19 protein-coding genes are annotated in these 20,336 nt (G+C 48.1%); all 19 read right to left on the bottom strand.

The window, feature by feature from the left end; all coding sequences use genetic code 11:
- Window positions 1-119 precede the first annotated feature (119 nt).
- Entirely contained in the window at window positions 120-1,070 is a 951-nt protein-coding gene (locus MHH93_RS27705; RefSeq protein ID WP_500056670.1) for a peptidyl-prolyl cis-trans isomerase, read from the bottom strand.
- Between the two features lie 23 nt (window positions 1,071-1,093).
- A complete protein-coding gene (gene hslO / locus MHH93_RS27700) occupies window positions 1,094-2,014 on the bottom strand; it encodes an Hsp33 family molecular chaperone HslO (protein ID WP_253428916.1) in 921 nt (306 codons plus the stop codon).
- A 76-nt stretch (window positions 2,015-2,090) separates the two neighbouring features.
- On the bottom strand, window positions 2,091-2,861 hold the full coding sequence (locus tag MHH93_RS27695) for a type III pantothenate kinase (protein WP_500056669.1): 771 nt from the start codon (window positions 2,859-2,861) through the stop codon (window positions 2,091-2,093).
- A 6-nt stretch (window positions 2,862-2,867) separates the two neighbouring features.
- Window positions 2,868-3,734 carry a carboxylating nicotinate-nucleotide diphosphorylase gene (nadC, locus tag MHH93_RS27690; RefSeq protein ID WP_253428914.1) on the bottom strand — a complete coding sequence of 289 codons (867 nt, stop codon included), beginning with the start codon at window positions 3,732-3,734 and terminating at the stop codon, window positions 2,868-2,870.
- Window positions 3,731-5,365: an L-aspartate oxidase gene (nadB, locus tag MHH93_RS27685; RefSeq protein WP_500056667.1), complete on the bottom strand. Its 1,635-nt coding sequence runs from the start codon at window positions 5,363-5,365 to the stop codon at window positions 3,731-3,733. The genes nadC and nadB overlap by 4 nt, the downstream gene beginning before the upstream one ends.
- Before the next feature lie 35 nt (window positions 5,366-5,400).
- Window positions 5,401-6,339 carry a quinolinate synthase NadA gene (gene nadA / locus MHH93_RS27680; protein ID WP_017691350.1) on the bottom strand — a complete coding sequence of 313 codons (939 nt, stop codon included), beginning with the start codon at window positions 6,337-6,339 and terminating at the stop codon, window positions 5,401-5,403.
- Window positions 6,340-6,639: 300 nt separating this feature from the next.
- A complete protein-coding gene (gene ftsH / locus MHH93_RS27675; RefSeq protein WP_500056666.1) occupies window positions 6,640-8,688 on the bottom strand; it encodes an ATP-dependent zinc metalloprotease FtsH in 2,049 nt (682 codons plus the stop codon).
- A 100-nt stretch (window positions 8,689-8,788) separates the two neighbouring features.
- Window positions 8,789-9,328: a hypoxanthine phosphoribosyltransferase gene (gene hpt / locus MHH93_RS27670; RefSeq protein WP_017691352.1), complete on the bottom strand. Its 540-nt coding sequence runs from the start codon at window positions 9,326-9,328 to the stop codon at window positions 8,789-8,791.
- A gap of 52 nt (window positions 9,329-9,380) precedes the next feature.
- Window positions 9,381-10,820 (bottom strand): tRNA lysidine(34) synthetase TilS, encoded by a 1,440-nt coding sequence (gene tilS, locus MHH93_RS27665; protein WP_500056664.1) that lies wholly within the window; start codon window positions 10,818-10,820, stop codon window positions 9,381-9,383.
- A gap of 44 nt (window positions 10,821-10,864) precedes the next feature.
- Entirely contained in the window at window positions 10,865-11,812 is a 948-nt protein-coding gene (locus MHH93_RS27660; RefSeq protein WP_500056663.1) for a serine/threonine protein kinase, read from the bottom strand.
- The gene (locus MHH93_RS27655; RefSeq protein ID WP_339238937.1) at window positions 11,796-12,548 is read right to left on the bottom strand and encodes a VWA domain-containing protein; all 753 of its coding nucleotides are present in this window, start codon (window positions 12,546-12,548) and stop codon (window positions 11,796-11,798) included. Before MHH93_RS27655 ends, MHH93_RS27660 begins: the two co-directional genes overlap by 17 nt.
- A gap of 84 nt (window positions 12,549-12,632) precedes the next feature.
- The gene (spoIIE, locus tag MHH93_RS27650; RefSeq protein WP_500056660.1) at window positions 12,633-15,140 is read right to left on the bottom strand and encodes a stage II sporulation protein E; all 2,508 of its coding nucleotides are present in this window, start codon (window positions 15,138-15,140) and stop codon (window positions 12,633-12,635) included.
- A 487-nt stretch (window positions 15,141-15,627) separates the two neighbouring features.
- Entirely contained in the window at window positions 15,628-16,161 is a 534-nt protein-coding gene (locus MHH93_RS27645) for a S1 domain-containing RNA-binding protein (protein WP_237178574.1), read from the bottom strand.
- A gap of 198 nt (window positions 16,162-16,359) precedes the next feature.
- Window positions 16,360-16,695, bottom strand: coding sequence for an FtsB family cell division protein (locus MHH93_RS27640; RefSeq protein ID WP_076254642.1), 336 nt, complete (start codon window positions 16,693-16,695; stop codon window positions 16,360-16,362).
- Between the two features lie 11 nt (window positions 16,696-16,706).
- A complete protein-coding gene (gene yabQ / locus MHH93_RS27635; RefSeq protein WP_124118809.1) occupies window positions 16,707-17,276 on the bottom strand; it encodes a spore cortex biosynthesis protein YabQ in 570 nt (189 codons plus the stop codon).
- A complete protein-coding gene (gene yabP, locus MHH93_RS27630; protein WP_105602444.1) occupies window positions 17,273-17,557 on the bottom strand; it encodes a sporulation protein YabP in 285 nt (94 codons plus the stop codon). Before yabP ends, yabQ begins: the two co-directional genes overlap by 4 nt.
- A gap of 177 nt (window positions 17,558-17,734) precedes the next feature.
- Entirely contained in the window at window positions 17,735-18,013 is a 279-nt protein-coding gene (locus tag MHH93_RS27625) for an RNA-binding S4 domain-containing protein (RefSeq protein WP_124118808.1), read from the bottom strand.
- Window positions 18,013-18,285: an HU family DNA-binding protein gene (locus tag MHH93_RS27620; protein ID WP_017691362.1), complete on the bottom strand. Its 273-nt coding sequence runs from the start codon at window positions 18,283-18,285 to the stop codon at window positions 18,013-18,015. The genes MHH93_RS27625 and MHH93_RS27620 overlap by 1 nt, the downstream gene beginning before the upstream one ends.
- 307 nt (window positions 18,286-18,592) lie before the next feature.
- The gene (gene yabN, locus MHH93_RS27615; protein ID WP_500056658.1) at window positions 18,593-20,086 is read right to left on the bottom strand and encodes a bifunctional methyltransferase/pyrophosphohydrolase YabN; all 1,494 of its coding nucleotides are present in this window, start codon (window positions 20,084-20,086) and stop codon (window positions 18,593-18,595) included.
- Window positions 20,087-20,336: the final 250 nt, after the last annotated feature.

The following is a 20,336-nucleotide window of genomic DNA, read 5'->3' as shown; positions in this document are numbered from 1 at the left end:
AACGTTAACCCTTATTGTCAATATGAGTACTCAAAAAAATACTCCGCCTTCGGCTCTAAGACCGCAGACAGAGTATTTTTATCAAGATGCAGCAGTACGAGACAATTTTTTCATTAAATTCAGGAGGCAGGAATCTCGGACAGGATTACGGCTTCATACTTGTTACGCAACATTTGCTCCACCTGTGGCAAGGGATCTGCCTGACTCAGAGCCAGCTGCATTCGAATCTCCTCACGGACCTCTTCGGCCGATTGCACCTGTTGTTCTTCTTTATCATTGATTCTGATAATCGCATAGCCCTCTTCCACTTGAACCGGACCAGCGATATCACCTACATCCAGCCCGGCGGCGAGTTGAAGGATTTCTTGGGACTGGAATGGATCATTCCGCTCAATCCAGCCCAGCCTGCCACCAGCATCACGAGAGAAGCTGTCTGTCGACTGCCTGCGGGCAGCTTCTTCAAAGTCTTCCCCCTTCTCTAACGCATCCAGTAAGGAATCGGCTTCCTCTTCTTCCTTCACTACGATAATGGACAAGTCATATTTCTCGGGGGAAACGTAATCCTCACGGTGTTCAGTCCAGTAATGCTCAATATCTGCATCCTTGATCTGTATGCCGATCGTTGCGATTTTCTCCAGCAGCAGCCTGTAACCGGCTTCCAATTCAAGCTCCTGTTTCGACAGGCCCAATTGAGACTTCATTTCGTCATAATATGCTTTCTCCGAATCGTATCCATCCATCGCGGCCGCAAGCTCTCTTGCAATCTCTTGGGGAGTGACAATCAGCTTGCGTTCAATCGCTTCGGCATATACCGCTTTACGGTTTAACATCTGGAGTAATAACTCACTGCCGTAACGTCTTTTCAGCGCATCGGTCCACTCTTTATCCGTGATAACTTCTCCGTTGATCGTCGCTACGGTGCTTCCTTCTTCCGTATTGGCATCATGGGATGCATCTGCCTCGTCTTTGCCCTGTCTGAGACCATGCATAGCCATCACCGTACCCATGACCAGCATACCCAGCGTCAAGACAATGACAGCCGTCCACAACCCTTTTTCCTGTCTTGTCATTCCGCATCCCGTCCCCGCATAGATCAGTTCTTGGCTTGCTCTAGGATGGTCTCAAGTTGTTCTTTGTTAAAGTCATAGGCTTCATTACAAAATTGGCAAACGACTTCAGCTCGGCCCTCTTCTTCAATTAATTGTTCCATCTCCGTTTGGCCCAGGCTGATTAGCGTCTTCTCTACCCGCTCACGTGAACACTCACAGCTAAAATGAATATCCAATCCTTCCATCACTTGTACATCTGGCAACAATCGGCGAAGCAACTCTTCCAATTCAAGCCCCTGCTCCAGTAAAGTCGTCACTGGCGGCAACGTACTAATGGCGTTTTCGATCGCCGTAATCTCTTGATCTGTCAATCCCGGCAATAGCTGCATAATGAATCCACCTGCGACAATAACAGAATTATCCGTATCAACGAGCACACCCACGCCTACAGCAGAAGGTGTTTGCTCTGATTGAGCAAAGTAGTACGTGAAGTCTTCGCCCAGTTCTCCTGAAATAATAGGCACACTGCCACGATATGGCTCTTTCAGTCCTAGGTCTTTCGTTATGTTAATGAAGCCTTCCGTTCCAACCGCACCGGCAACGTCCAGTTTTCCCACACTGTTGCTTGGCAGATGTACATGCGGATTAGAAACATATCCTCTTACTTCGCCTTTGGCATTGGCATCGGCTACAATCTGTCCAATTGGCCCATCGCCGTTGACTTGTACCGTTAACTTCTCTTCACCTTTGAGCATTGCACCCATAATGGCTGCTGTTGTAACCGTACGCCCCATGGCAGCTGTAGCCGTGGGAAACGTATCATGTCTTCTGCGTAGTTCCTCAACCAGTTCTGTAGTCTGGACAGCAAAGGCTCTTACCTTTCCATTCATTGCTGTACCACGAATTAACCGGTCATGCTTGTTGTTGTTTTCCAAGTCATTCAGCCTCCTTTGGCGTATCGCCATAATAGTCGTAAAACAGAAAAAACGGCACAACACTTAAGCTGTAACCTCAGCCCGCTGTATGCCGCCGTCTCTATGCTCACCTTTCCCGGTTCCGCTCATATATAATACGCAGCCCTTCAAGCGTAAGCAGCGGATCAACTTCCTCTATACTACGGGTTTCTTCTGCGATAAGTGTAGCGAGACCACCCGTCGCGATAACTCTAGGCTTCGCACCCATCTCCTCGCGAATGCGTTCTACAATACCGTCTACCTGCCCTGCATAGCCAAATATAATACCTGCTTGCATGGCATGAATAGTATTACGGCCAATGACCTTTTTGGGTTTCTCCAGCTCTATACGAGGCAGCTTGGAAGCCCGCTCATAGAGCGCTTCAGTGGCAATTTGAATACCAGGTACAATAGCTCCCCCCAGGTAGTGACCTTTCTCGTCAATACAGTCAAAGGTCGTTGCAGTACCGAAATCGACCACGACGAGAGGGCCGCCATACTTCTCGACGGCTGCCACTGCATTCACAATACGATCTGCACCCACTTCACGAGGGTTCTCGTATCGCAGGTTCAAGCCGGTTTTGATGCCAGGCCCGACGAGCAAAGCTTTTTTGCCCACATATTTCTCACACATCGCTTCAATGACATTCACCAGTGGCGGCACCACAGATGAGATGATGACACCTTCGATGTCACTTGCCCTGATGCCGGACATATGAAATAAATTATAAATCAATACGCCGTATTCATCCACTGTTGACTGACGGGATGTACTCAGACGAAAGTGGTGCAGCAATTCCCGGCCATGATATACGCCGAGCACCATATTGCTGTTCCCCACGTCTACAACTAGAATCAAAGGGGTTCACCCCTCTTTCTTTTCATTTAAATCCAGGCTGATATCCAGGCTCTCAAAGGAATAGGTTAACCTGCCAACCGAAATTACATCCACACCACTCTCTGCAATACCACGAATGGTCTGGAGCGATACGTTACCGGATGCTTCAACCTTCACATGAGGGGCCTGTTCACGAATAAGCTCAACCGCTTCACGCATCCGCTCTGGATGCATGTTATCCAGCATAATGATATCTGCCCCGGCTTGCAAGGCTTCTCTCACCTGCTCCAGATTTTCAGTCTCCACTTCAATGGTCATCGTATGTGGAATAACGGTTCGAGCACGCTGTACCGCCTCGGTAATTCCGCCTGCACCCTTGATATGATTATCCTTAATCATAACAGCATCGTACAGTCCAAATCGATGATTCGCTCCGCCACCCACGCGCACTGCGTATTTCTCAAGTAATCGGTGACCCGGCGTTGTCTTACGCGTATCCACCAATCTGGTCTCAAGACCATCTAACACATCCACGTAGGCACGCGTACGCGTAGCTATTCCGGACATACGTTGCAGCAAATTAAGTGCCAGTCGTTCCCCCGTAAGCAGTGAATGTGTACTTCCCTCTACCTCCGCCAAAATCGTGCCATGGGTAACCTTGTCGCCGTCTGTTACCTTCGGTGTAAATACAAGATCAGGATCAACGACCTGAAATACAAGTTCAGCCACAGTCATGCCTGCAATAATCCCATTGTCTTTGGCGTGTATAATGGCCTTGGATTGGTTCCCTGCCGGGATCGTCACACTCGTTGTAACGTCACCTGCACCAACATCTTCACGAAGCCAGTTCTTGATTGATTCGATAAGCCCTTCATTATATCCGTTCAGTATCATGACATCAATTCCTCCACAATGGCTTGTTCTCGTTGCTGCAGACTATGCTTCTGCCACACGATATCATCACGTGCCGGGAAATCTTCACGATAGTGAGCCCCACGACTCTCCTCGCGGTGTAATGCGCCGCTGGTAACTAACCAGGCACAGGTCAGCAGATTGGCATACTCCAGCTCTTCCTTATGCGTGAGTGTCTGATCAAAATATTGTAATTCCTGTTGCAGTTTGCCCATGGCCTTCTGCAGGTCCTCACCATTCCGGCGTAAGCCTACCTGACGAACCATCATTTTCTGTAATCGTAAGCGTCTTTCGGATACCGGCTTCTGCTCTTCCATGATCTTGTTGATCTTGCTATTCATGACCGCAGATGAAGGTGCACCCGCTCTTACTTGTAATGAACCAAGCGGAGGAAGAGATTGAATACGATCAACAATTCTCCTCCCAAATACAATCGCTTCTGATAAAGAGTTGCTTGCAAGGCGGTTGGCTCCATGCACTCCTGTAGAAGACACCTCACCACAAGCAAATAATCGGGAGATGCTGCTCTCTCCACTTAAATCCGTTTTTACGCCACCCATCATGTAATGGGCAGCAGGTGCAACGGGAATCCAGTCCGTTGTCATGTCCAATCCATAACGCATACAAGTCTCATATATGGTAGGGAACCGATGCTTGATCATCTCTGGCTGTTCATGCGTAATGTCCAAATACACAAAGGTACTGTTGGTGGACTCCATCTCACTAACAATCGCTCGCGCCACGATATCGCGTGGGGCCAGTTCAAGCTGGGCATGATATCGATCCATGAAGCGTTCGCCCTTCACATTGCGCAGATATGCTCCTTCGCCGCGTACGGCTTCTGACACAAGGAAACGCGGGGCCCCCGGGTAACAAAGAGAGGTGGGATGAAATTGGATGAATTCCATGTCACGCACGATGGCACCAGCCCGGTAGGCCATCGCTACACCATCGGCAGTAGCTACGTCGGGGTTCGTTGTGTATCGGTATAGTTGTCCTGCCCCACCAGAACAAAGAACTGTTGCCTGTGCCTTAACGAACACTTGCGATCCATCATCCTTCTGAACCAGTGCGCCAATGCATTCCCCTCGCTCTGTAATCAGGTCAACAACAAAATGCTCATCCCATACTTCAATCCCTGGATGCTCATTCACTTCGACAGCAAGTGCACGTACAATCTCATATCCCGTGGCATCCCCGTTGGCATGCAAAATACGGCGGTGGCTATGCGCACCTTCCTGCGTCAATGCCAACTCGCCGTTCTCCAGATCAAACAAAGTACCCAGACGAATCAGTTCCTTCACTCCGTCCGGACCCTCATTCACCAATACCTCTACCGCCTCGGAGCGGCATAAGCCCGCTCCTGCAACAAGTGTGTCCTGCAAGTGGTACGCAGGTGAATCATCCTCAGCAATAACCGCAGCGATTCCTCCCTGCGCATATCTGGTGTTACTTTCAAGTAATGACTTCTTCGTGATCATTAATACACGTTGTTGCTCACTTGCCTTAATGGCAGTAAACAAACCAGCAATCCCTGAGCCTATAACCAGTACATCCGTCTCTACCATGGGTAGCGCAGACAGATCGAAATCAACTAAATATTGCGGTATCATGTTATTCACCTGTCTTGGAGCAAGAGTAGCGCATCCTATTTTACCAACAACATGCGCTCTAGTGATTCTCTGGCTTTGTCGGCAACAGCCGGTGGCACGTAGATCTGCGGCTTCATCGTTTCCAGGCATTTCACCAGTTTCTTCAAGTTATTCACTTTCATGTTGGGACATACGAGGAACTTGGTAGCAAAATGGAACTGTTTATCCGGACTATCCAGACGAAGCTGATATCCTGTACCATCTTCGGTACCTACGATAAATTCCTTCGCTGATGAATTTTTGCAATACTCCAGAATGGCTGTTGTACTTCCTACGAAATCACCCATCTCTACAACCTCAGGACGGCACTCTGGATGGACAACAAACTCCGCATTTGGATGCTTGGCTCTCATCTCCACCACATCTTTGACTGTGAGCATATCATGCGTGTTGCAGTAACCTTCCCAGATAATCATTTTCTTGTCTGTATGCTGCTGCACATAATGTCCAAGGTTTTTATCCGGAACCCAGATAATTTCGTCAGAATCCACCGATTGAATAACCCGAACCGCATTCGCTGAAGTACAACAGATGTCAGTCTCTGCCTTGATCTCAGCCGAGGAATTGATATAAGTAACCACCTTGGCATTAGGGTGTTGTGCTTTTAATTTGCGTAGTCCATCCACATTCACCATATCGGCCATTGGGCAGCCCGCACGCTCATCCGGGATAATAACTGTTTTATTTGGTGCCAAAATTTTAGCGCTTTCACCCATAAAATGAACACCACAGAAAACGATCACATCCGCATCGGTTTGTGCTGCCTTCTGGGCTAACAGAAACGAATCTCCACGGAAGTCAGCAACCTCCTGTACCTCGTCACGTTGGTAATAATGAGCAAGAATAATGGCATTACGTTCCTTCTTCAATTCCATCAGCCGCTCACGCAGCTCACGGTTCATCTCAGCCTTGCGCTCTAAAGCCAGAGCTTCCACCAGTGATCCTCTCCTTTATCGGGACAGCGTCATGCGCTGTTTCGTAGGGCTATCCTAAGTCGTTAACATCGCTTGAGAAACGAATCACAAGCGGTTTAACAACTAATTTACACAACGTTCACGACTCTGTCAATAAATGAAAAAGGCTCAGTACAACGCTGTAACCACCCGTTTGCTAACTGGTTCGCCATCTAACTCCCGTTTATCTTTATCTATCCTCTTTTAAAATAAAGGACAAAAAAAGAGAGCCCGTGGGCTCTCCTGATTTCACCTGCTGGTATAGCCAGATGTATTATGCATTTAAGACGTTGGCTTCGTTCCGCCGTCATCCGGGTTATTGTTATTACCTTTTTCCAGATTCGGAGCTTCGTTTGGAATGTCTCCGGCTGGTGGCTCAGGCGTTTCATCTTTACCTTGAATACGGACACGCACATCACCGATGTTATCGATGATTGGCTCTCCGCCTTCAGTTGGTGTGCCTTCACCATCATTGTCGTTGTTCTCTGCTTTTGGAGTTAAGGAACCTGTTTCGATCAATTGCTTGATCTGATCCATTTCCAAAGTCTCTACCTCAAGCAAAGTTTGAGCAATCAGATGCATCTCTTTTGAATGTTTAACAAGCAAGTCTTTACATTTCTCGTAACATTCATTGATAAAGCGTTGCATTTCCTGATCAATCTCATACGCAATGGAATCCGAGTAATTCTGTTCATGACCGATATCCCGACCAAGGAATACCTGTCCTTGTGAACTTCCGAATTGCATAGGTCCCAATTTCTCACTCATACCGTATTCCATAACCATGCTGCGAACAATACCTGTCGCTTGCTGGAAGTCACTGTATGCACCAGTACCAATCTCTCCGATGAACAATTCTTCAGCTACACGACCTCCGAGAAGTCCGGTTACTTTATCCAACAGTTCCTGCTTGGTAACCAGCATACGGTCTTCTTTTGGCAACATGATTACATATCCACCCGCACGTCCACGCGGGATAATGGTCACTTTATGTACCATATCAGCATGTTCCAGGAAGTATCCTACAATGGTATGGCCTGCTTCGTGATAAGCAACGATTCGTTTCTCACGATCACTGATGACACGGCTTTTCTTCTCCGTACCAACGATGACGCGGTCAATCGCTTCGTCAACTTCTTTCATGGAAATATCTTTACGATTACGACGTGCTGCCAGCAATGCCGCTTCGTTCAAGAGATTCTCCAAATCAGCACCAGAGAAACCTGTTGTACGCTTCGCGATAATATCCATCTTCACATCTTTGGTCAATGGTTTATTACGGGAATGTACTTTCAGGACAGCTTCACGACCTCTTACATCAGGGCGGTCAACCGTAATTTGACGGTCAAAACGTCCTGGACGCAGCAAGGCAGGGTCCAAAATATCTGCACGGTTCGTTGCAGCTACGATGATAATACCTTCGTTCGCTCCAAAACCGTCCATCTCAACGAGCAACTGGTTGAGTGTTTGCTCACGCTCATCGTGACCACCACCAAGACCAGCACCACGCTGACGTCCTACAGCATCAATCTCATCGATAAAGATGATACATGGCGCATTTTTCTTCGCATTTTCAAACAAATCACGTACACGTGATGCACCGACACCGACAAACATTTCAACGAAGTCGGAACCTGAAATACTGAAGAATGGTACACCCGCTTCACCGGCAACGGCACGAGCGAGCAACGTTTTACCAGTACCTGGAGGACCTACGAGCAATACGCCCTTAGGAATCCGTGCACCTACTGCTGCGAATTTACGAGGGTCCTTGAGGAAGTCTACAACCTCAACAAGTTCCTGTTTCTCTTCGTCAGCACCCGCAACATCTTCAAATGTAACCCGCTTCTTCTCTTCGTTATAGAGACGAGCACGGCTTTTACCAAAGTTCATTACTTTACCGCCGCCGCCTTGAGCCTGATTAAACAGGAAGAAGAACAGCAGGAACATAATGATCAAAGGGATAAAGGAAGTCAGCAACGTCAACCAGATGCTGTCACCTTTCATTGGCTCCTGATGATATTGGAAATTGTTAGTTTCACTTGCAGCTACAAGCTCACTAATTGCCTCATCCGTAGGAGGAATATACGTTGAGAAATTTTCTGATTTGGCGCCATCTGGTGCCTTCTTGTATTGACCGGTCACGAGATACGTTTGACCGTTGAATTGAACCGTCAATTCAGAGACATTGTTGGCTTTGATCGCTGCACGCAACTGATCATATCTAGGATTATCGGTGGCTTCGCCGCCATTGCTGACGAACTGGACTATCCCCACCACAACTAAAAAAAGAATCAAATAAAAACCAGAATTCCGGATGAACCGATTCATCCCCTACCTCCTCTCGAGACACTTTAATTATTTTAACATAGCCCGACATGGCTTCTCAACAGAAGCCAAGAACAGCTCAAGGCTTGGGTCGGGCAGGATATTAGCTACTATAGACTTCCGGCTTCAAAATCCCGATATAGGGCAGGTTCCGGTACTTCTCCGCAAAATCCAAACCGTAACCAACGATGAACGCGTCAGGAATGTCAAAGCCTGTGTAATGAGCTTCCAACTCAACTTTACGCCCTGAAGGCTTGTCGAACAGCGTAACCACACGCACCGATTCGGCACCGCGGTTTTCTAACAGTTCAATCAGATAGCTGAGTGTAAGTCCGCTGTCGATAATATCTTCGACAATCAGAACTTCCCGTCCTTCAACGGACACATCCAGATCCTTAATGATTTTGACAACACCTGATGACTTGGTGGAAGCGCCGTAACTGGATACCGCCATAAAATCCATTTCAACAGGTACCGTTATGTTTTTAACCAAATCAGCCATAAATATAAACGCACCCTTGAGCACACAAATGACCAAAGGATTGCGGTTTGCATATTCGGCACTTAGTGTTGCGCCTAATTCCTTGACTTTACTCTGAATTTCTTCTTCACTGATCAATACTTCCTGAATGTCGTTCTGCAACTGTGCGAACCTCCTAAGTTATACTATGAAAGCCTTACCTGAACCATAACCACTACCCCTGAATCGCTGAATCGCCTACAGTCATGTACAGGATTGCGGAAGTGCCCTCCCTGACAGGAGCCACACTGGACCGTCGAACACCCGGTAACCAGATGATATGACCTGCTCCATCACATACCACAGGAATACGTGGACGGACAGATGGGGGGATTTTCTCATCGATGAAAATATTTTTCACCTTTTTGCTTCCGTTTAATCCCATCACTTTCATGGTATCTCCAGGTAACCGTGAACGCACAACCAGCGGCAAAAGCAGTTGATCCGCATCAAACGCGGCTTGATCCGCCGATTCCGGTACATGATAGTCCTCGGGACTCACCGTCATCAACCGAATATACCGGTTAATTGGGGTGAGTGAAAGCTCATAAGTTCCACTCCATTGCGCAAGACGATACTCGTAAGATTGATCCTGTACGTCCGTCCGTATGCCAAAAGAAATCAGATTATACTCCCGAGTGCAGGCGAGTGTCTGTCCTATATCCAGGCTCCAGGTCGTCACATGGGTCTCCATGACCTTGTGACGAATGGTTTCTATACGGGTAAAGTCGACAAAATCACTGTCCAAAGGCAGATAATTCAATATTAGTTTAATCAACCTTCGTTGTAAAGCGACATGTAACTTCAAGAAGGAAGGCACCTCAAAGGTTTGCCTTCCGCCGTTCACCTGCACTAGACACCTGTATGTGTCATATGCACTCTGCTCCATGAAATCGTCTTCATCACCCACAATTTCGGCAAGCCGATTCAATGACGGCGTGAGTTGTCCATTATACTGCCCCAAAAAAGGAAGCACATCCAAGCGAATGGCATTACGCCGATATTTACGCAGGGCGTTGCTCTCATCATTGAAATACATAAAACCCTGGGTATTACAAGCTTCTACAAGGTCTGTCTTGTTTATACGAAGGCATGGACGAATAAGTTCCACATTTTTTTCTCGCCTTTTAAACTTCATTCCTGAGAGTCCCGACAAGCCGGTTCCACGAAGCAAATGAAGCATGACCGTCTCCGCCTGATCATCCGCATGATGCGCCAAAGCGATGCTTGCCGCATTATATTTGGAAGCTACTTCATGCAGGAAGGCATATCGCTTGTTGCGGGCCGCCTCCTGTGGTCCTTGACCTGTCAGCTCCATATATGAAGGAACATCGGCCTTGGTCCATTCAAATGGTATACCGAGCTGCTGTGCCAGTTCCATCATTTTCTCCGCTTCATCATCCGATTCAGTCCGGAAACCATGGTGCACATGGGCACAGATCAATTCAAGCGGGACATGCCGCTTGCTGATCTCATGCATGATATGCAAAAAAGCTACCGAGTCCGGTCCGCCCGATACTGCGACGACGATCCGATCCCCGGGAACCCATAACTGATGCTCTTCCGCTGCATCCAGCACGTTATTCACCAGCGTGTTCCAGCGTAAAGCCTCCATACCTGTTCCTCATTCCTTGCGTTATGTATATGCACTCTCACAGATCAAAAACGTAGTGCATAGATGAGCACCCCAATAAGTAATATCACAGATACAGCGAAAGCGTTCTTTAGCCAGCGCGGGGTTGTACTTTTGGAACGACGGCGAAGAGGCGTGGGTCGTGCCATCATTTCCTTCCATCCTTGTGCCGCATGACCTGCATCACGAAACTGCCCTCGTAATGCCTGAATCGTCCAATTGCGAAAAGGACCCAGTCGTTCACTGCGCTCCACCAGCGCTACAAGCTGATTCGCACTTCGCAGTTGCGGCAACCCTTCGGCTGCCAATGCCTTAAGCGCATCTGCTTCAAGTACATGAATTAACAATAGTGCAAAAGCAAATACATCATAGGTACCATCTGCTGTTCGGCTACCTGCATTCCAGAAGCCCCGATCATACCATTCGGTGAACTGCTTGACGCTTCGACCAATAGAGGTAACTCCGCCGTAGTCGATCAACTCCACCTGCCCATAATCGGATACCAGCACATTCTGAGGTTTGAGATCACCAAACACCCATCCCGCCTGATGCAATTGTGCCAGCTTCTGCAAGAGTCTAAGTCCAACCAGAAGTGTCCAGTCTGTCCCTTGACGCCGAATGAAGTGATGAAGAGCCTCACCTCGAACGTAACGCATCACATAAAAGGGAATATCCCGGCCACGAACGGCATAATCGTCCACATCTTTAAGATAGGAAGGAATGCCGCTCTGCCGAAGGGCTTCATGATTACGCTGTAGTTGAAAAGATTTGAGCACATTGACTTCCGATTGCAGATCTACCGGATCAAATCCCATTTTTAGCGCGTAGTGTTTGCCATTTTCACCCCGTTGGACAAGAAAAACGATGCCATTGGCTCCTTTGCCCAGCAGCTTCCGAATCGTGTAACGACTGCGATTCCATTTCCCTGTAACCACTGTTCCTGGCGGGAAAGAGGCGTCAGACAACGTTGTCACCGAGCATCCCTTCTCTTTCAATGCGATAGTTCCCTTCTATTTCCTGCTGTTCCTCCAGTGTACCATAACGGTAAAAATCAATCACCTTCTGAATTGCAGGACCTGTCGGTGTTGCGCCCTTCATCTGCAACCTTCCAAACAGGGACCGAACACGGCCTGGATCCGTTGTCCAGTCAATATCCATTACCGCATCTTCTCCACTATGTCGTCCCGGAAAATGAAATACGGAAAGCTTGCTTTGTCCTACACGCGCCTGCAAACTCAACATTAAATCGCGAATGCCTTCTTCTACCGCAGCCAGTTTGGGCTTCATGCTGGCACTGACATCTATTAGCAATATCACCTGTAACGCTGTAGTTTCAGCCATGTCATCCATCACTTCCACGACCCGGGCGCGTTGTGCAGGCTCCAGGTCGGTTACCGTTTTGGGCTCCTTCTCCCCCAAAATTTGTGTTAACTCTCTATTAACCGCCTGTTGAATCGTCTGAACCACCGTTTTCCTTGTCATCATCTGCATGGTATGGGCAAGCTGCCGTGTACCTACAATCTGGCTGATTCCACCTCCGGCTCTGGCAATATCCTCAATCTCCCGGCTGCCCAACTCACCAATGGTTCCATAATCAATCACGCCAACTACATTAACCGTAATGCCCTCTTCCTGTGCTTCGGCCGCTGCCAGCACCGGACTTGGTCCTACATTGGAACAACCGTCGGTGATCAATAAGATTTGCTTCATCCGATATCCCTCCGTTATTCGTTACTCTCCAACTCTATGACTAGCATTGCCAGAATGAAGAGACTTCAAACAGAAGAATATGCATTAGCTGACGGTCCGTGGTCGCTCCATCCGATTGATGCCAGGTACACGCAGTGTGGCCCATTCGGGACGGAAATGCTCTACTTTTCCAACAACGACGGTCATATCATCCAAAATTTCATGTTGCTGATATCTTATGACACTTTCAAGCAGGCAATCGGCCAAATCTTGCGGATCATCTGTATCGATCTCTTGAATGAGCCGTTTCATCCATAATTCTTTATTCACAGCATACCCCGGTGCATCATAGATGCCATCTGTCATCATAATGAGGATATCACCTGGTTGTAGCTGTACCGTCACCAGATCCACTTCAATATCTTTAATAATACCGATTGGCAAATTGCTGGCTGAAACTTGAATAACCTCCTGTCCACGTTTGATAAAGCTTGGCGTCGATCCGATTTTCATAAACGTTGTCTCTGCCGTATATTCATCAATCAGCGCCATATCGACTGTAGCATACATCTCTTCAGGGGAGCGCAGCATCAGAACGGAGTTCACGGATTTAATCGCCAGTTTCTCGTCCATGCCGGACTGTAGCAACTGCTCCAGTATGTTAAGCGCCGCGCTGCTCTCCATGCGTGCCCGTTCTCCATTGCCCATTCCATCACTGAGCGCGACCGCGAATGTACCGTTTCCTAACTCAACCGTGCTAAAGCTGTCGCCTGACATCACATCTCCCCCTTTGGCGGCAGCAGCAACACCGGTGGTTACCTCGAACGTTTTGGCTGAACCAAACGTAACGGTTGCCAGTCCCTGGCGAGGGTCGGTCATCGTCTCATGCAAGACGGCGATATGTTCGTCCAGTACATCCGAGATCAGCGGAGCGATCATTTTCCGGCACTCATCGAATCCCCGTGTATATGCATGTACTATCTCAATCTCCACATTGCCCGCTTCCAGATTGATGATCTCAATCGAGTGAATGGACAGTCCCAGTGACTCCAGTGCATCCCGAATCTGCTCCTCCTGTTGCACCATCTCCTCACTTTCCCGCTGAATTTCTTTGGCCAGGTCCTCCATGACCTGAGATACACCGGACAATTGCTCTGCAACCAGCTGCCGGCTATCAATTATCTGGCGTTTCCACTGCATATTATGTTGATGCAACCCATACTGGGCGCGCATGACTTCAAGGACCTCTTCCGGTTTCGCACACACCCTGTTCCATTCCACTGGAATCTGCTTGCCTGAGATCTCCGGGTTCCCTTCAATGGTGCTCATCACGTCGGTCATATATTTGTAGGTTTGAATAAACTTCGCATCCCAGCATTGTGTGCGCTTAAAGCAGCTTGCACATGTGCCTTCGGCAACCGCATTCATGAAATGATCCATTCCACCTTCTTTCTGTATCGGCTCCCCCGCGCCGGACATCTGATCAAAACTGCGTGACAATTGACGGAATACCTGCGAGAAGCGAGTTACCCGTTCTGCCGTGATATCCCTGATCCGTTTGGCATACTCATGCTGGGATTTTGTATGGTCCTGCGTACCTGGTACATATTTGGATATCGCCGTCATCAGACTCTTAGGTGTCAACATAAACAGAACGATAGCTGCACACGTCTCCCATAATGAATTCATAACATCGCCTGGTCCTCCCAGATATATGGATAGAATGGACGAACCCAGCAGCATGCCCAGTGCAACCGCCGCACGTTTGCCCTCTCGAAGCATCCCTGCCAGCATCCCGGCAAAAGCAAGCAGGCTCATCTGATACACCGCTGACATGTCAGCCAGACTCAGAATCAAGCCGGTAATGACCCCAACTGAGGCTCCAAGGGGGGCTCCGCCCACCAACGCAAAGATTAATATGAGGTAACGGGAGAGCATATGCTCGACGGATAAGGACTGAATGGTCCAACCTACGGCTCCCGTCATCACGGAAGCGAGTAATATGATCAGGCAGAGGATCTCCTCGTTCTTTAGGCTGAACTTTTTTTTGCGGTAGGTGAAGATCGGTATGGCTTGTATAAAAACAAGGGTGAGCACGAAGCTTAATACCGAATCCATCGTGAGCATCAGCATGGCGTACCAGCTGAAGGATGGCCCAATCACGACCGCGAATAATTTGACCATAAATGTAGTGGTAAACACCATCGTCGGCGCATAAGATAATTCAGCACGATCATAAGATTCCAGTCCACGGAAGAGCAGATAAAAGATGGCGATCTCCGATGCAACGATGAGTGGTACGGGAAATGGTGCAAAGAGACTTCCTGCGAGTAGAGCGGCACCTACCGGAATGATGTAATCCCTGCGCATGAAAGCAATTACGGCGAAGTACGCAATGGCAAAAGGAGATAACTCATTCAGGATCATCGCCTTTCCAAGCAGAAATCCCATAAACGTAAGTAGCAGTACCCATTTGCGTGAAGCCACCATTTGGACAGCCTTGCGGGAGCCAAGCCAATGTTTCAGACGTACAGACAGCTCCTCCCGAGCTTCCGTACCACCTTTACCTGCTTTCATTCCCGGAAATTGAATGACATTCCACTTTTCCATCATCCTCAAGGCACCCCATTCGATTAATTTGAATTTTCGTGTTTCGTTCTCGATGGTTCTGATTATAGATAGAATAGAAGACGTAGTTTGTCAGAATAGGTGGGCAGGGTTTAAAAAGTTTACGACAAAAGAAATAAGCCTGGCGCGGTGGAGCAAAACCCCCGGCCTTATTGTGGTTTTTGTCCTTCTCTTACCTGATTCCGACAAAGGCAATGTCTGATTTTGAACCGGCGATGCTTTGGTCTCGCCATCATTTGAGCAGGATAGCTGTGGAATGCCACGGAAACCTGTCGGTAAAAAATGGTAGACGACAAATGTTCTTATGGTTCCATTTTGTCGTGCAGAAAAACTGGGGATATGGAGATTCACTTTACAAAAAAAGCTATTCCACTACTTATCTGTGAAAAGTCATCTGTGAAAGAAATGCAAAAAAACCGTTAGCCCAGGGGCTAACGGTTTTTCTTATATGTTTAGATCAGGTTGTGACAGATTACACACGCTTGGCTCCGCGGCCTCCACGTTTGCCTTCTGTGTTCTTCTTAAGCGAAGAGATCCGCTCTTCACTATCTTTCAGGAAGCGTGACATTTTATCCTCAAATGAAGGTTTGCCTGCTGCGGGCTTGAAAGAACGGCCTCCACGGTCTCCACGGTTAAATCCACCACCGCCGCCGCCACCACGACCTTGGCCACCACTTGGGCCTCCGCCGCTGAATCGTTCGCGATCTCCTCCACTGCGTTCCGGTCTAGGAGCTCTCGGGGGTCTGGATTGTGTTTGTTGCTCAACCGGTTTGTCAACAGCTTGCTTAATGGAAAGTCCGATCTTGCCATCCTTGTCAACGTTGATAACCTTCACTGTAACGAGGTCATTCAGCTTCAGGTGGTCGTTGACATCTTTGACGTAATTGTCGGCGATTTCCGAGATGTGAACGAGACCCGTGACACCTCCTGACAGATCCACAAATGCTCCAAAATGCGTGATTCCTGTCACCTTGCCCTCTAACTTGGTGCCCACTTCAATTGCCATAGAATAAAATGATCCTCCCTTAAAAATATACAACCCGATTTTTTGAATGCCAAAATCAATGCTGCGCTAATGTAATTATACCTTATGCCGTAAACCAAGGTCAACTGAACACTACCCCATCAGAGAGCCTATTTTTTCCGGTTTAACGGCTTCAGACACACGGATAACAAACCTAGCTCGGTAATGGACCGAATTCCATCAGTTCCCTGACTCTTCAACCTGGATTGGCGTTTCCTCAGGAAGATAATATCCTTTTTTCCGCGCCAGCTGTCCTATGTATTCAGGGTCATTCAACCGGCTGACTTCGTACTTCAACTGTTCCAGCTTCTTCAACGTATCTTCCTTTGAAGCTTGCTGAGTGGCCAGATGAGAACTCTTGTCCGAAATTTGTGCATTCTGCACAAGGAATGTATATCCTGCCCATATTACAAATACAATCATAAACGTCATCCAAAGCATGAGGCGCCTTTTTGCACCGGCAGATTTTCCTTGGTTAGTTGGAGCCTTTGATCTGCCCACAGGTGTTTTACCCATTACGGACCTCCTTAAAACCAGCGTTTCCATATCGCTGCAATTCTTGTACCCACACGGATCATGAAGCGTGGCGTTACCCAATATTTCAGGAGCGGCCTAAACATCCAGCGGAACAACTTGCCGAAAGGTACCAAACATTGCAGTACCAGCCTGCCCAGGAATAATAGTATCGCAATTACAAAACCGAATAATACGCGAATGAACTTATAAATTCCTTTAACCGGCATAACGATCAGGATGTTAAGGATATGTCCACACCAATGAATCAGCGTTCTTGCGAGTTTAATTAACATTACCACAAATCGCTGGGTTGTAACACTTAAAAGCCAAAAATAGAAGCAAACCCCTATAATCAGCCCCAAAAAGACATAAAACCGCAACTGTCCGTGGTTTCCGGCGTATAGCATCCGAAAAACGAACAGCGCGGAGGCAACCCAGTACAACAGATCGAGTGTGTGAATACTCCATCTCGGAAACCGCAGCTGTCCGGACAGTACCCGGTAACTGTCGTAGGCCATTCCCATCACGACCCCCGAGGTAAGCATCCACATCAATGTGATCCATTGAGTATCCGGACTCATCGGAACATCTTGCCGAACAGGCCTTTACTATTCTTGTTCTGGGAACCGGGGTCCAGATATTGCAGAGAACTGACTGTGCCTTCAATGGATAACAGACCTTCCTCCAGGCTCAGGTTTTTGATATGTAAATTGTGCCCCCGGATGGTCAGATGCCCAAGTTCAGTCTGCAGCAAAAATTCCTCACTGTCGAAGCTCTCCACGTTGGAGACACCCGTCAGATCCAGCAGTTTCCGATTCTGCATGCTCAAATGATGCTGTTTGGCCTTACCGTGCTCAACCATGGCATGTACCCCTCCTTCTTACACCTAGCTTATGGATGTGGAGGTTGGAATAGAACCAGCGTTGTTGAACAAAAAAACCGGCTTCCAATAAAAAGAAAAACGCCCTTCCCTGTGACAGGAGGACGTTTCGATTCAACTTGCATTGAATTGAATGCATATTCAATACCAGATGTACTGTTACCAGTTCATCCCGTTATCCTTGGCGATCGGCTCTTCCTTCACCAAGGTGTAGAGGCTGCTCGCCTCATCCTTTTTGGTACTCTCGGCAATTCGTTCCACCTTCACGGTGACCAGTTTCTGACCGAACTGAACCGTCAGCTCATCGCCTACTTTGACATTGGCGCTGGGCTTCGCTTCACGTCCGTTCACCAGAACACGTCCCTGTTCAGAGACGTCCTTGGCCACAGTGCGGCGTTTGATTAGCCGGGAGACCTTCAGGAATTTATCAAGACGCATTATTTTACGGCTTCTTTAAGTTTGTTACCTGCTTTGAATGCAGGAACAGTGGACTCAGGAATCACGATTTCATTCCCTGTTTGTGGGTTACGTCCGGTACGACCGGAACGTTTGCGGGTCTCAAAAGTGCCAAAGCCGATCAATTGTACTTTGTCTCCGCTGGCAAGTGCATCTGTAATCTCTCCCAAAAAGCCGTTCAATACGGACTCAACGTCTTTTTTAGTCAAACCACTTTTGGTTGAAATGTTGTTAATCAGATCTGTTTTGTTCATTTTTAAAAGCCTCCCAAATTGAAAAAAAAGTATCTGCGATCCCTGACAATACATCGATTGCCGCTGATTCGCGTTAGGTCACTACACATGTATTCTGGCTTGGCATCTGAAATCCTGCCTTGGTCCGCGACTTTTTTTAGCTTTTTGTCGATGGTCCGCAGGGAACAGTCTAAGACCAGTACCCGAAACCATCTGTCGCTAAACACCAACCTCAATGAATGCAGATGAACACATGTTCGTATATCATAACACACTGCATAGCATGATGGAATAAGGCTAATCGGTATTTTCCAGAAAATTGAACCGTTTATAATCCTGCCTTCTTCGCATCCTGCCAGAACTGCTCCATCTCTTCTACATTGCTATCTGCTGGTGTTCTTCCCTGTTCACGAAGGCGGTCCTCAATGTACTGGAAACGCCCAATAAATTTGCGGTTCGTCGCAGCAAGTGCCTCTTCCGGGTCCGTATCGATGAATCTTGCAACGTTCGCAGCTGCGAATAATAAGTCACCCAGTTCAAGCTTCCGTTCTTCCGCGGACTGGCCTTGTTGCACCGCTTCTTTCAACTCCGCCAGCTCTTCCTCGATCTTGGCAAACACACCTTCAACATCATCCCAGTCAAAGCCCACTTTGGCTGCTTTCTTCTGTAACTTGTATCCCTTCATCAGTGCAGGCAAGTCACGCGGTATACCATCCAGCAAGGAAACCTTCTGCTGATCCTGTCCTTTGCGCTTCTTCTCCTCTGCTTTCATCTGTTCCCAGTTCTGAAGAGCTTCATCCGCATCTTCTGCCTGATGTTCGCCAAACACATGGGGATGGCGGAAGATCAGCTTATCATTCAACCCTTCGATGACATCATACACATTAAATGTGCCCACTTCTTCTTCCATCTGGGAATGCAATAAAATCTGCAGCAACAAATCGCCCAGCTCTTCTTTCATATGGTCAGGGTCATCCTCATCGATTGTCTCAATGACTTCATAGGTCTCTTCAATCAGGTTTTTGCGAATGGACTGATGTGTCTGCTCCTGATCCCATGGACAACCACCCGGGCTGCGAAGAATATTCACGATCTCATGCAAACGTGCGAAGGATCGGCGACGAAGGGCATCATCGGTGTTCTTCGGTACATAGATCAGTGACAGATTGCCGTACCCTTCGATTCGATCCAGTTCGTGTAGCGGAATTTTGTGAATGATCTCCTGGCCCTGTACACCCAGTGCATGACCGACAAATACGGGATAATCATCCGGGTAAACTTCCATCAGGCACAGCTTCACGTCCGAAGCAGTGAATACATCGTAGACTTGTCCGATCAACGTATGTAGCTGTGGTTGTACCAGTTCTGTATTCAGGCTGCTGGCATCCAGGAGTTGAAAGCCTTCAATTGGGTCGAATCCAAGCCGGATAAAGGCTTCGTCCAGGAAGCTCTCTCCGCCCATTACACGTAGTGAAATGCCCATCTGTGGGCAGCGTTCTTTGAGCAGGCGTACACTTGCTTCTGCCACCATGGGATGACCCGGTACGGCATAAACAATCTCGGTTCCAGCCTCACCCTTGCGAGCGGCCTCGATCAGTTGATTCGCAATCTCATCATACACTTCGGGGAAGGAGGACTTCGCCTCATAGATGGCATCAAATGAGGTCATCTCCAATCCCTCTTGCTTCAGATCATTCAATACGGGATGATCCAGCGTACGCACATACAGCGTAGCTGCATGTTTCATTTTTTTGATAATACCTACGGTCAGTTGGTCTGCATCACCGGATCCAAGACCTACTACGGTTAAAGCTGCACTCATTACGTAAACCTCCATCCGAACCATCCTGTTGCAAGCTTACAATCATCGTGCCTGTACAGGATGGCGCTCTATAATTACACGTATTATACCAGAATCATTCGATATCTTATAATTGCATATTGGCTGTGCTTCATGCAGAAGCACCGTGAGAATGAAATTAGCGCAGCACACGCAGTCTGCGCAGCAGCTTGGCCAGGCGAGGCCCCAACTTGGGCACAGCCGCCAGCTCCGCGGCGGTGAGTAGCCCTGT

Origin of the sequence: Priestia sp. FSL H7-0729 (assembly GCF_038005685.1) — a bacterium.
In the GTDB taxonomy this organism is placed as follows: Bacteria; Bacillota; Bacilli; order Paenibacillales; family Paenibacillaceae; genus Paenibacillus.
Note: the sequence above shows the minus strand (reverse complement) of the source record. Positions and strands in the feature narration are given on the sequence as shown.